The 12,978-nt window shown below is 53.0% G+C and carries 12 protein-coding genes and 3 tRNA genes; 2 read left to right on the forward strand and 13 right to left on the reverse strand.

Going from position 1 to position 12,978, the window contains the following annotated elements:
* Window positions 1-3: 3 nt before the first annotated feature.
* From JYG33_RS07895 to JYG33_RS07930, 8 genes are all read right to left on the reverse strand, one after another.
* A complete protein-coding gene (locus tag JYG33_RS07895; RefSeq protein ID WP_207875421.1) occupies window positions 4-615 on the reverse strand; it encodes an NADH-quinone oxidoreductase subunit C in 612 nt (203 codons plus the stop codon).
* A 26-nt stretch (window positions 616-641) separates the two neighbouring features.
* Window positions 642-1,118, reverse strand: coding sequence for an NADH-quinone oxidoreductase subunit B (locus JYG33_RS07900; RefSeq protein WP_003801059.1), 477 nt, complete (start codon window positions 1,116-1,118; stop codon window positions 642-644).
* 146 nt (window positions 1,119-1,264) lie between these two features.
* Window positions 1,265-1,624, reverse strand: coding sequence for an NADH-quinone oxidoreductase subunit A (locus JYG33_RS07905; protein ID WP_189391140.1), 360 nt, complete (start codon window positions 1,622-1,624; stop codon window positions 1,265-1,267).
* A 546-nt stretch (window positions 1,625-2,170) separates the two neighbouring features.
* The gene (locus JYG33_RS07910; protein ID WP_207875422.1) at window positions 2,171-3,334 is read right to left on the reverse strand and encodes a porin; all 1,164 of its coding nucleotides are present in this window, start codon (window positions 3,332-3,334) and stop codon (window positions 2,171-2,173) included.
* A 624-nt stretch (window positions 3,335-3,958) separates the two neighbouring features.
* A tRNA-Leu gene (locus tag JYG33_RS07915) sits at window positions 3,959-4,043 on the reverse strand.
* 224 nt (window positions 4,044-4,267) lie between these two features.
* Window positions 4,268-4,675, reverse strand: coding sequence for a preprotein translocase subunit SecG (gene secG / locus JYG33_RS07920; protein WP_207875423.1), 408 nt, complete (start codon window positions 4,673-4,675; stop codon window positions 4,268-4,270).
* A gap of 18 nt (window positions 4,676-4,693) precedes the next feature.
* Window positions 4,694-5,434: a triose-phosphate isomerase gene (tpiA, locus tag JYG33_RS07925; RefSeq protein WP_207875424.1), complete on the reverse strand. Its 741-nt coding sequence runs from the start codon at window positions 5,432-5,434 to the stop codon at window positions 4,694-4,696.
* Between the two features lie 159 nt (window positions 5,435-5,593).
* Window positions 5,594-6,568: an NAD(P)H-quinone oxidoreductase gene (locus JYG33_RS07930; protein WP_207875425.1), complete on the reverse strand. Its 975-nt coding sequence runs from the start codon at window positions 6,566-6,568 to the stop codon at window positions 5,594-5,596.
* 229 nt (window positions 6,569-6,797) lie between these two features.
* Between JYG33_RS07930 and JYG33_RS07935 the strand changes: the two genes are divergently transcribed.
* Window positions 6,798-6,887: transfer RNA gene (locus tag JYG33_RS07935), tRNA-Ser, on the forward strand.
* A gap of 12 nt (window positions 6,888-6,899) precedes the next feature.
* Window positions 6,900-6,985 (forward strand) — tRNA-Leu (locus JYG33_RS07940).
* Between the two features lie 443 nt (window positions 6,986-7,428).
* Here JYG33_RS07940 and pnp read toward each other — a convergent pair.
* The 5 genes from pnp to ilvN all read right to left on the reverse strand — a co-directional run bounded on the left by pnp (window position 7,429) and on the right by ilvN (window position 12,969).
* Window positions 7,429-9,567 carry a polyribonucleotide nucleotidyltransferase gene (gene pnp / locus JYG33_RS07945; protein ID WP_207875426.1) on the reverse strand — a complete coding sequence of 713 codons (2,139 nt, stop codon included), beginning with the start codon at window positions 9,565-9,567 and terminating at the stop codon, window positions 7,429-7,431.
* A gap of 89 nt (window positions 9,568-9,656) precedes the next feature.
* Complete coding sequence (gene rpsO, locus JYG33_RS07950; RefSeq protein ID WP_003801068.1) at window positions 9,657-9,926, reverse strand: 30S ribosomal protein S15; 270 nt, start codon at window positions 9,924-9,926, stop codon at window positions 9,657-9,659.
* A 166-nt stretch (window positions 9,927-10,092) separates the two neighbouring features.
* On the reverse strand, window positions 10,093-10,860 hold the full coding sequence (gene pssA, locus JYG33_RS07955) for a CDP-diacylglycerol--serine O-phosphatidyltransferase (protein WP_207875427.1): 768 nt from the start codon (window positions 10,858-10,860) through the stop codon (window positions 10,093-10,095).
* Between the two features lie 385 nt (window positions 10,861-11,245).
* Window positions 11,246-12,262: a ketol-acid reductoisomerase gene (gene ilvC, locus JYG33_RS07960; protein ID WP_207875428.1), complete on the reverse strand. Its 1,017-nt coding sequence runs from the start codon at window positions 12,260-12,262 to the stop codon at window positions 11,246-11,248.
* Window positions 12,263-12,477: 215 nt separating this feature from the next.
* On the reverse strand, window positions 12,478-12,969 hold the full coding sequence (gene ilvN, locus JYG33_RS07965) for an acetolactate synthase small subunit (RefSeq protein WP_003801075.1): 492 nt from the start codon (window positions 12,967-12,969) through the stop codon (window positions 12,478-12,480).
* Window positions 12,970-12,978 lie beyond the last annotated feature (9 nt).

Below are 12,978 nucleotides of genomic sequence, written 5' to 3' on the forward strand. Positions count from 1 at the left end.
TGCTTATCGCCCAATTCCGTAATCGTCCTCGCGCACCACGCGCGGCGTGATTTCACGCGGCTCAATGGTGACGGGCTGGTAAATGACCCGCTTCTGCTCGGTGTCATAGCGCATTTCGACGTAGCCGGAGATGGGGAAGTCTTTGCGGAACGGATGACCGATGAAACCGTAGTCGGTCAGGATGCGACGCAGATCAGGGTGGTTCTCGAAAATAATGCCGTACAGGTCAAACGCTTCGCGCTCGAACCAGTTCACCGAAGGCCAGACCTCGAACAGGGTTGGCAAAGCGGGGAAATCGTCGTTGGGTACAAAGCAACGCACACGCAGGCGCCAGTTGTGCTTCAAGGACATCAGATGCAGCACAACGGCAAAGCGATGAGGGAACTGAGCCGATGCGGCCTGATAGGTAGGCGCTTTCCAGGCGGAATAATCAATCCCGCACAAGTCGATACAGGTCTCGAAGCGCAGATCAGCGTGGTCGCGCAGCAAGGTGCAGGTATCGACCCACGCATCAACCGGCACTTCCAAAGTGAGTTCATTGCGCGCTTGCGTCAACGCAGCCTGCTCGCCAAGGATAGAGAGCAAGTTGGTTTTTAAAGTTTCTAGCCGTGTCATAGTCTTGTTTAGCCTGTTCTAACCGTTCAGCGTGCGATGGTATTGGTCAAACGGATCTTGTTCTGCATTTGCAGCAAGCCGTAAACCAGAGCTTCAGCGGTTGGAGGACAGCCCGGCACATACACGTCTACCGGCACGATGCGGTCACAGCCGCGCACAACCGAGTAGGAGTAGTGGTAGTAGCCGCCACCATTGGCACAGGAGCCCATGGATACAACCCAGCGTGGCTCAGCCATCTGGTCGTACACCTTACGCAAGGCGGGTGCCATCTTGTTGCACAGGGTACCCGCCACAATCATCAAGTCAGATTGACGTGGGCTGGGACGGAAAATAATGCCGAATTGGTCCAGGTCATAGCGAGCCGCACCAGCGTGCATCATTTCCACTGCACAACAGGCCAGACCAAATGTCATGGGCCACATGGACCCTGTTTTTGCCCAGTTCAGAAACTTGTCTGCACTGGTCGTCACAAAACCTTCTTTGAGAATGCCGTCGATAGCCATAGTAGTTGCCTTTTGCCGGATCAGACCCTGGGAAGCCCCGGCCTATCCTGTTGCTGACCAAACCCGCTGTCATCAAGACGCATCCTCGTGCCCCTTATGCCCAGCAGCAGACGCGAAAACCCGTGTCGGGGTTCTCTATGGATGGGTTACTCCCAGTCCAGAGCGCCTTTTTTCCATTCGTAGATAAAACCGACCGTCAAAACGGCCAAGAACGCCATGACCGTCCAGAAACCGACCAGGCCTACTGTCCCATTGGCCATAGCCCAGGGAAACAGAAAAGCGATTTCCAGATCGAACATGATGAACAGAATCGCGATCAGGTAGTAACGAATGTCCACCTTCATGCGCGAATCACCGAATGCTTCAAAACCGCATTCGTAAGGAGAGAGCTTTTCAGGGTCGGGGCGGTTTGGACCTAACACTCGACCGACTAAAAGCAGTGCCAAGCCAATCCCAGTGGCGACAATGATAAATAGCAAAACGGGAAAGTACTCTTGCAGGTTCATGCAAAGCATCCAATCGCAGTAAATAAACTCTTGGATTGTAGCATTTTGAGAGCACAGTTTTGGGGGATAACCCCAAACCATTACATCTATGCGCGGGTGTTGCACCCATGCCGCAAAAACTGTCAGCTACCTGACCAAAAACCCTTCAACTATTGATTATTTACTTTATTAAGGGTTGTGGTTTGAAGCAGTAATTAATTATCTTACTCGCTTTTGTAAGGGGAATGTCAGCTATCAAGCACCAAAGATCGTTTTTTTATACTTATTTTGTAAGCAAGACAAACAAGACCAGGCGGTCATAAGAACCAAAGCCCCCTCACCAGAAGCAACATCCAAGGGGAAAACCTCAAGCCAGCAGAGCAAGTCAAACGGCAACCCACCAGCAATCATCCCGCAACAGAGCCCTCACCCAACAGGGCATCACCAAGCAAAACAGAAAATGGGAATAAAAAAAGCCATCCCGAAGGATGGCTTTTTATACTTCATCAGCTCAAGCAAGCCCGAAGGCCTGCTTTTCGCAACGCGTAGACATGCTACGCGAAACAATTAGAACTGGTGACGCAGACCAACGCCCAACAGAGTGGACTTAGCGTTAGGCACGAAGTACACGTTCTTGGCGTAAGAACCAATTGCGTACACGTTAGTGCGCTTGCTCAGTGGGTGGCTGTAACCCAGGCTGTAGGTGTGCTGTTTCTTCATTTCCCACGACAGAGTCGAGTTGGCCAGGGCGTTAGGAGCCGAACGAGCGTCAGCCATCGTCCAAGAAGCCATCAGGCTGCCAGCACCAACAGGAGCGGACAAACCAACCAGGTAGGAATTGATCTTCAGACCATCCAGACCGATCATGCTGTTGTCGATACCAGCATCTTTCAACAGACCGGTGCTACCAGCGTAATCTTGGGTAGCGAACAGGCCGTTACGAGTTTGACCGAAAGCCAAGTGAGCTTTCACAACTTCAAAGTCGTAGCTACCGCCGATGTTCCAGGACTTGACGGAAACGCTGTCGCCTTGGCTTTCTGGAGTCTTGAACTGATCGTATGTCAGAGCAACACCGATAGGGCCGTTAGCGTAACGCAGACCAGTAGTCACGCCACGCTTGTTTTCTTGGCTGCCACCGTCAACTTTGTAAGCTTGGTTGCCGTTCACGTTGAACGAGTAACCAACGCCGAACTGGAAGCCGGAGAAGTTAGGGGTTTGGTACATGACCATGTTGTCGTAACGAGCGGTGTTAGCTGCTGTGAAAGCACCACCGATGTTAGCTTGGTCGAAACCGCCGCCGAAAGGATCGGCTACGCCTGGCAAGTACTTGGAAGCGATGTTAGTTTGGCGACCGAAGTCCAATTGACCCCAGCTGTCACCAGCCAGACCCAAAGTGGCTTGACGACCGAACAAACGACCACCTTGAGCGGAGTTACCGGTGCCCAAGTCAAAACCGCTTTCCAGAACGAATACAGCGCGCAGGCCGTCACCCAGATCTTCGGAACCTTTCAGGCCCCAACGGTTGCCGGACTGAATGCCGTTGATCAGACCCGTGCGCTTCTGAGAGAAGTCACCAGCGTCAACGTTAGACAGATACAGGGCTTCGTTGGTCTTCAGTTTTTGGTAACCAATACCAGCGTCCAGAATACCGTACAGGGTGACAGACGTTTCTGCGTGTGCGACGCCAGCGAAGCCGGCCATCAGAGCAGCAGCGAGCAGAGTCTTTTTCATGTAAGAAATCTCCGTAGATTTGAGTAAATCAGAGCAGCCCAACTACAACAGTGCTGCTGCTCTTTCTAACTCCGCGATGGGAAGTTAACGCTATTGCATCAAAATTCCCGCCGCTTGACTACGAAACCCTTCGGAAACGTGAATCTTTGTGCACAGCCTGTTGGCTATACACAACAAAAACCCGCTTAAAGGGGCTTTCCAGGCGGCTTGAGCCCACAGCAACAATTAGCAGGCTAAGCCCTCAAACTTCTTAAGAATTTGCTTTAAGTCTTCAGAGCAATCGGTCGCCAACACTGGTTCTCAGCAAACAAGGCAAAAAATGAAATCAGCGCCCAAAAAGATGAAAATGCCGCCCTCGACGTATTGAGAGCTAAAGCTGACCATACGACTTAAATCCACGATTCTCACAATACGAGAATTTTATATCAAAACAGATTCAGCATGCACTGACCCGGCCCGCACCCTTTTCCAACAAGTCGGAAACGATCCCAGAAACCTCAATACAAGCAACTTGCGCAGAAAGACAAAACACCCCAAAAGTTGGCGAAAAAAAAACCTGTCCTTTTCAGGATCAGGTTTTATTTCCGGGTGCTGCAATTGCAGAACATCCCCGTTTTATTTGTTTGGTGCCGACGACGAGACTCGAACTCGTACAGCTTTCGCCACTACCCCCTCAAGATAGCGTGTCTACCAATTCCACCACGTCGGCAAGCAATCAAGACAGCGATATTAGCATGACAAAAGTAAAGCTGTCAGTACAAAACAGCCCAAAACGCCTAAAAATCACGTACGCAGGCATATTCCACACAAACGCCGTCAAATGAACAAAGCCCGCCATTACGGCGGGCTTCGATATTGCTGTTTCCGATCCTGACTGTGATCTTTGCTGCCTCTTATATATAGAGCAACAGCAAACCCACAAACAGATCGAACTTACTCAGCTGCGGGAACCGCTGGAGCGCTTTGCTCAGGAGTCGCCGATGGAACAGCCGCAGGGACAGAAGCCGCTGGAGCAGGAACCGAAGCAGCACCGGATGGCGCCGCACCAGGAACAGAGGACTCGTAGCCTTGCATCACGCCCGCATCGACTTTCTGCGCTGGATGGTGAGCCACCCACGCCAAACCACCCGTGGACACAAAAAAGACAATTGCCGCCCATTTAGTCATGCGCGACAAAAAGTTTGCCGCACCTGCTGCACCAAACACGCTACCCGCCGAGCCGCCACCGAAGGCCGAGCCCATATCGGCGCCCTTGCCTTGCTGCAACAGAACCAGACCAATAATCAACAGCGAGGAGATAACCTGCACCGCCATCAGAACGGAAGACATCCAATCTTGCATTTAAAGACTCCAGACCCTTTAAGCGGCCACAATACGTAAAAATTCTTGCGCATCCAAAGATGCACCACCCACCAAGGCACCATCAATATCCGGCATGGCAAAAAGCTCAGCGGCATTATCCGCCTTCACGCTGCCACCGTACAAAATACGCAACTGATCCGACTCCATATAGGCACGAATCTGTTGATGCATTTGCTGCGCTTGCTCTGGCGTTGCCGTCAGACCCGTACCAATTGCCCAGACCGGCTCGTAAGCCAACACCAGTTTGGACACCACATCAGCACCCAAGGCTTTGATCGGCTCTAGCTGATCTTGTACCACACAGGTTTCCTGCCCTGCCTCGCGATCAGCCAACTGCTCGCCAATACAGACAATAGGCGTCAAGCCCGCATCCAGCGCCGCAACAACTTTGGCAGCAACCTGAGCACTGCTTTCCTGGTGATACTGCCTGCGCTCGGAATGCCCAACAATGACCCAGCGACAGCCTATATCAGCCAGCATTGCCGCCGATATTTCCCCTGTGTAAGCACCTTTGGCGTGAACGCTGACATCCTGAGCACCGACAGCAATAGCTGAGTCCTTCAGGATGTTCGCCACCTGGGGCAAATACACATAAGGAACGCACACAAGCACATCACAATCTGCCTGCGCATCAGGCTGAACGAGCAGTTCTTGCAGCAGACGGCTGTTGCCATCAAGCGAGCCATTTAATTTCCAATTACCCGCAACCAGTCGTTTACGCGAAGAATGTACGCTCATTGCTCCCTTGATGCCAGTCAAAAAGTTACACCAACGCCCACAATCAAGGCGCAGCTAACCGGCTATTGTAGCGCGAGCAAATCCTTTTCGCGCATGTTTAGCAGAAAATTCGTTTCAAACCGGCAAGAAAAAGGGTGGCTATGCCACCCCTTGCTGCTTTTAAGGAACAAGAATGATCTTGCCGACCTGCTCACCCGCCTCCATCATGGCATGCGCTTCATTCGCTTTCTCCAGCGGGAAAGTCGCATGGATCAAGGGGCGAACCTGACCTGCCTCCAGTAATGGCCAGACACGCTCTTGCAATGCCCGCGCCAATTGCGCCTTGAACTCCACAGGACGAGAGCGCAGCGTTGAACCTGTAATAGTCAAACGACGACGCAAGATCTCGCCGCAATTGATCGTGGCTTTAACTCCGCCCAACAAGGCAATAATCACGATACGGCCATCATCAGCCAGGCACGTCAGATCTCGATTGATGTAGTCACCAGAGACCATATCCAAAATGACATCCACGCCACGGCCGCCCGTTTTGCTTTTAATGACGTCCTCATAGACCTTGGTCTTGTAGTTGATGCCTATCCCGCCCAGACGATTAATCGCCTCAACGCGTTCATCACTACCGGCCGTGGCATAGACGGTATGCCCCAAAGCCACTGCCAACTGGATCGCTGTCGTTCCGATTCCACTTGCACCGCCGTGGACCAGCAAAGTTTCCCCCTTGCTTAACTGCCCGCGGTCAAACACATTACTCCAGACCGTAAAGAACGTCTCCGGCAAGCCCGCCGCTTCCAGCAGACTAAAACCTTTAGGGATAGGCAGACACTGCTGAACCGGGACCACACAATACTCGGCATAGCCCCCACCCGTTACCAGGGCACAGACCTGATCGCCAATCTTGAAAGCACTGCCCTGCACATCACCCGACACGATCTCGCCTGCCAGCTCCAGACCGGGGATATCGGATGCTCCTGCAGGAGGCGGATACGCACCCGCCCGCTGCAATACATCAGGACGGTTCACACCAGCGGCCAGAACTTTGACCAACACCTCCCCAGGACCTGTTTGCGGCATGGGGCGCTCGCCCACTCGCAATACATCCGGTTTTCCAAATTCAGTGATTTCAACCGCTCGCATACTTGCTCCCTGATATCGAATACATTTTTCTGGCATAGCTTAGTGTGCACCACACAAGCAGCCACCTTATTTGCTGCAATCTATCATAGAGACTCGTTTCAGCGCCCTATTCCAGTGATGAAAACATATTATTTCCATGACGCTGGCAAATTTATACGTTACACTTTAAGGCTTTCCTGGCCGCAACGCTTTTTGCCTATGCAGCTTGCCGGGAAAAGCCCAACAGACAGGAAGCGTGCCAGAGCGGTTGAATGGACCGGTCTTGAAAACCGGCGATGGGGTAACCCATCCGTGAGTTCGAATCTCACCGCTTCCGCCATCATCTCCCGCTGCATCCATGGCGGAATTGGTAGACGCAAGGGACTTAAAATCCCTCGATCTTTGATCGTGCCGGTTCGATTCCGGCTGGATGCACCAAACATTTGTCATTGCTGACGAATAGTTTTGTCCCACAATAAAAACCAATGTTTTTATTCATCCCGGACAGACATCGACCATTTCAGAAAAGCCCACTATCAGTGGGCTTTTTTGCATACATCTTTCCGGCTGCAGATCTGCCATTAAACCTAAGCTCCGGCCCATCACTCCCTCCCAGCCCAACAAGCATCACCGAGCGGCAAGCCTTTTACCCCCCACTTGCAGCACCAGGCTCTCCCGCATCACCTTGAAATACGACACATTGGAAACAAGGCGGAACATCAACAAAGCAGCACCCCAAGCAAATCTGGGCACCAGGAGCTAAATACCCCCCACCCTTGAGAGTTCATAATTCAGGCAATCAATCCCAAAAACAGACAACCCCCAGACACAAAAAAACCCGCCTTTCGGCGGGTTTTTCTTTAGCCAGACAGCAAACGCTATCAGGAAGCAGCAGGAGCAGCTGGGCCGCCTTGAGCTTCGATACCGCCGATAGCCTTGATCGACAGACGCAGACGACCTTTCTCGTCAGCTTCAATGACCTTGACCTTAACAACCTGACCTACTTTCAGCACGTCATTGATGTTGGCGATACGGTAGTTAGCGATCTCGGAGATGTGCAGCAAGCCGTCACGGCCTGGCAGCACTTGCACAATCGCACCAAAGTCCAGCAAACGCATCACTGGGCCTTCGTATTCCTGACCCACTTCAACTTCGGCGGTCAGTTCTTTGATACGACGCTCGGCTTCGCGGGCCTTGTCCAGATCGGCGCTGGCGATAGTGATGGTACCGTCATCCGAAATATCGATCTGTGTACCAGTTTCTTCGGTCAGAGCGCGGATAGTTGCACCACCCTTACCAATCACGTCACGAATCTTCTCGGGGTTGATCTTCACGGTCAGCATGCGAGGCGCGAATTCGGACATCTCCGTACGGGAACCGTCGATGGACTCTTTCATCTTGCCCAGGATGTGCATACGGCCTTCGTGAGCCTGAGCCAATGCAACCTGCATGATTTCCTTGGTGATGCCCTGGATCTTGATATCCATCTGCAAAGCAGTAATACCTTTCTCGGTACCGGCAACCTTGAAGTCCATATCACCCAGGTGATCTTCGTCACCCAGGATGTCTGTCAGCACAGCAAACTTGTTGCCTTCCTTGATCAGACCCATGGCCACACCGGCCACGTGATCTTGCACAGGAACGCCAGCGTCCATCATGGACAGCGAGCCACCGCACACGGATGCCATGGAGGAGGAACCGTTGGATTCAGTGATCTCGGACACCACACGGATGGAGTACTGGAAGTCTTCAGCAGCAGGCAACAAAGGCGTCAGAGCGCGCTTGGCCAGACGACCGTGACCGATTTCACGACGCTTGGGAGCACCGAAACGGCCAGCTTCGCCGGTGGCGAACGGAGGCATGTTGTAGTGCATCATGAAGCGATCGCGGTATTCACCCATGATCGAATCAATGATCTGCTCGTCTTGCTTGGTACCCAGGGTGGTCACCACCAAAGCCTGAGTTTCGCCACGCGTGAACAAGGCGCTACCGTGAGCACGGGGCAGAACGCCCAAACGGATGCTGATAGGACGAACCGTGCGGGTGTCGCGACCGTCAATACGGGACTCGCCGCCCAAGATGCGCGAACGCACAATCTTGCTTTCCAGGTCGAACATCATGTTTTCAACGGCAACCATATCAGGCTGAGCCTGACCGGCGGCTTCAGCTTGAGCCTTGACCGTTTCTTTAACTTGAGCGTAAACAGCGCGCACTTGCTCGGTACGAGCTTGTTTTTCGCGTGTCTGGTAGGCCTGTGTCAGACCTTCTTCAGCAGCAGCGGTCACCGAAGCCAGCAGGCTTTCGTTAACAGCAGCAGGCTGCCAATCCCATTCAGGCTTGCCAGCTTCTTCAACCAGTTCGTGAATGCAGTTGATGGCGGCTTGCATTTGCTCGTGAGCAAACACCACACCACCCAGCATGATTTCTTCGGACAATTGCTTGGCTTCGGACTCAACCATCAGCACAGCTTGTTCGGTACCGGCCACAACCAGATCCAGAGCCGAGGACTTCAGTTGAGTTGCGGACGGGTTCAGTACGTACTGACCATCAACGTAACCAACGCGAGCCGCGCCCACAGGACCGTTGAACGGAATACCGGAGATAGCCAGAGCAGCGGAGGCGCCGATCATGGCAGCGATATCAGGATCAATTTCTGGATTGACCGATACCGTGTGAATGATGACCTGAACTTCGTTGTAGAAGCCTTCAGGGAACAGAGGACGCAGTGGGCGGTCGATCAGGCGGGAGATCAGGATCTCGCGCTCGGACTGGCGGCCTTCACGCTTGAAGAAACCACCAGGGATCTTGCCAGCGGAATAGGTTTTTTCGACGTAATCAACGGTCAGAGGAAAGAAGTCCTGACCTGCTTTCGCTTCGCTTTTGCCAACAACAGTGGCCAACACAACAGTGTCTTCAATCGAAACCAGCACGGCACCTGACGCCTGACGTGCGATTTCGCCGGTTTCCAGAACGACGGTATGTTCGCCGTACTGGAAAGACTTGGTGACTTTATTGAACATTAGGAGAATCCTTACAATAAAAAAACCGTGCACACAGCGAAACCAGTTCGCCGAATGCACGGTTGTTTAGCGGGGAGCCAGCCCCGGTATCACTTACGCAGACCGAGTTTTTCGATCAAAGCACGGTAAGCGTCTGGATTACGACCTTTCAGGTAATCCAGCAATTTACGACGACGGCTAACCATACGCAGCAGACCGCGACGGGAGTGGTGATCTTTGTTGTGAGCCTTGAAGTGGCCGGTCAATTCGTTGATGCGAGCGGTCAGCAAAGCCACTTGCACTTCTGGGGAGCCTGTATCGCCTTGTTTACGCTGAAACTCGGAAACGATATCGACTTTTTTGATATCTGCAACTGCCATTTTATTTAGCCTCTAAGACTTGCGTTAGGACCGAGGTGCCCTAACGTGGTGAAAATGAGATTAAGTGCACCGGGCCCACCGGGCCAAGTGCAAGCTAACGATTATAACGAAAAACCGGGGAAGGCGTTAAGCATTTCGATCTGCCAGCCCCCGAAACCCCTGTATTTTAGTTGTTTCCACGCCGAAGTCGCGCCAAAGCTCGAGCCCGACGCCAGCGCCAGGCCATTACGACCCAGCCCGACAAGCCATACAGGCAGAACAAGCCAAACAGGAAGACTGGCGGGTCTGTGGAGACAAACACAAAGACCAGAACAAAGAGCAACATGCCCCAGAACGGCACGCTACGGCTGACCGCAAAGGACTTGCCGCTATAGAACGGTGCATTGGACACCATGGCCAGACCGGCATAGATCGTCAAACCAAACGCGACCCAAGGAATCACGTTCACATGCAGGGACAACTTGTTGTCTACTGCCAGCCAAACAAAGCCCGCCACCAGTGCAGCAGCGGCCGGACTGGGCAGACCCTGGAAAAAGCGTTTGTCGACCACTTCAATATTGGTATTGAAACGAGCCAGACGCAGTGCGCCGCCGGCTACATAGATAAAAGCGGCCAGCCACCCCCACCGCCCCAAACCTTGCATGGCCCAGACATACATGACCAGCGCGGGTGCCGCACCAAAGGAGATCATGTCGGCCATGGAGTCGTACTGCTCGCCAAAGGCGGACTGGGTATTGGTCAAACGGGCAACCCGTCCGTCCATACCGTCAAACACCAGTGCCAGGAAAATGGCGATGGCCGCGGCTTCAAAGCGACCATTCATGGCTTGCACAACGGCATAGAACCCCGCGAACAAATTGGCAGTGGTAAAGGCGTTGGGCAATAGATAGATGCTACGCCGACGACGGGTTTCATCATTGAGCAAATTGGGCATAATTCATGCTTTAAGAGTTGTTGCTAGAGACTGAACGCTCAAATGTAGCATTGTAAGCCAAGCTGCAGAACGCAAATAATTCAAGCGAATAACAGTCAGCCGCCTTAAAAGGGGCAGGATTTGCAGAGGCAGACACAAGCCTGTTCAGGCTGACTGGCATCAAGCAAGAGTATAAGCTCCCGCGCCCCTGAAGGAATCCGCGAATCCCAAGGCAACAGCGCTCGCTGCGCCGCATACGCCCGATCCTGTCCAGATAGTATTGACTTACCTGGAGTGGCCTGACAGCGTTGCCAAACAAAAATAAAAAACCGGCTGGCGCCAGAAGACGCCAGCCGGTTTTTTGTTCAAGACCAGGACAGGCTATTCACCTGCCCCAATATCAAACTTAGTTCTTGGACTTATCAACCAGCTTGTTAGCGGCAATCCAAGGCATCATGGAACGCAGTTTGCCACCCACTTGCTCGATCTGCGATTCGGCGTTGATACGACGACGCGAGATCAGAGTAGGAGCACCAGCGGCATTTTCCAGGATGAAGTTCTTGGCGTAAACACCGGTCTGGATGTCTTCCAGACACTGACGCATGGCTTTGCGTGTTTCTTCGGTAACGATCTTCGGACCGGTCTCGTACTCGCCGTATTCGGCGTTGTTGGAGATCGAGTAGTTCATGTTGGCGATACCGCCTTCGTAGATCAGGTCCACGATCAGCTTCAGCTCGTGCAAGCACTCGAAGTAAGCCATTTCAGGAGCGTAACCAGCATCAACCAGCGTGTCGAAACCAGCTTTGATCAGCTCAACCGCGCCACCGCACAGAACAGCCTGTTCGCCGAACAAGTCGGTTTCGGTTTCTTCGCGGAAGTTGGTTTCGATGATACCGGCACGGCCACCGCCGTTAGCGGATGCGTAAGACAGAGCCACGTCGCGAGCAGCGCCGGTCTTGTCCTGGTAAACAGCGATCAGGTGAGGAACGCCGCCGCCTTGGCTGTAGGTGCCACGAACAGTGTGACCAGGAGCCTTAGGAGCAATCATGATGACGTCGATATCGTCACGTGGCACAACTTGGCCGTAGTGCACGTTAAAGCCGTGAGCAAATGCCAGAGCAGCGCCGGGTTTGATGTTCTCGGCAACCTGGTTGCGGTAAACCTCAGCAATGTTTTCGTCAGGCAACAAGATCATGACAACGTCAGCGCTCTTGACGGCTTCAGCCACTTCCTGAACTTTCAGGCCAGCGTTCTCGGCTTTGCTCCAGGAAGCGCCGCCTTTACGCAGACCCACAACCACGTTCACGCCGGACTCGTGCAGGTTCAGTGCGTGGGCGTGGCCTTGCGAGCCGTAACCGATGATGGCAACGGTCTTGCCTTTGATCAGGGAAAGATCACAATCCTTGTCGTAGAAAACTTTCATTTCAGGTGCTCCAAATTTAATAATTTCGCTTAAACAGCAATTCGAGAATGGCCGCTCATGCAGCAGCGGCACAAAAAGGACCTTGACTCATTACTTCCAGAACAGGGCCACCGCGGTCTACACAGCGTCAGGCCGTGTTTACCCTTTATAAGGAGCCGCTTTAAAAAGCAGCCCCTTGAATAAAAGCGGTAATTATGTCCTGAAAAAGCCTTGGCTTACAGCTTTAAGACACGTTCGCCACGGCTGACACCAGAGACCCCGGTGCGCACTGTTTCAAGAATGGCCGTACGATCCAGCGCATTGATGAAAGCAGCAATTTTGTCTTGAACACCGGTCAGTTCGATGGTGTATGTCTTGTCCGTAACATCAATGATGCGGCCACGGAAAATATCCGCCATGCGCTTCATCTCTTCACGTTCCTTGCCTACCGCCCGCACTTTGATCAGCATGAGTTCACGCTCGATGTGGGGGCCTTCGGACAGATCCACCACCTTGACCACGTCAACCAGACGGTTCAAGTGCTTGGTGATCTGCTCGATGACGTCGTCCGCCCCTCGGGTAACGATAGTCATGCGAGACAGGGTGTCGTCCTCGGTTGGGGCAACCGTCAAGGTCTCGATGTTATAGCCACGGGCTGAAAACAGGCCGACCACACGGGACAGTGCACCGGGCTCGTTTTCCAGAAGGATAGAAATGACGTGTTTCATGGTTCTCTC

This window comes from Alcaligenes sp. SORT26 (assembly GCF_017377875.1).
Classification (GTDB): domain Bacteria; phylum Pseudomonadota; class Gammaproteobacteria; order Burkholderiales; family Burkholderiaceae_B; genus Alcaligenes; species Alcaligenes parafaecalis.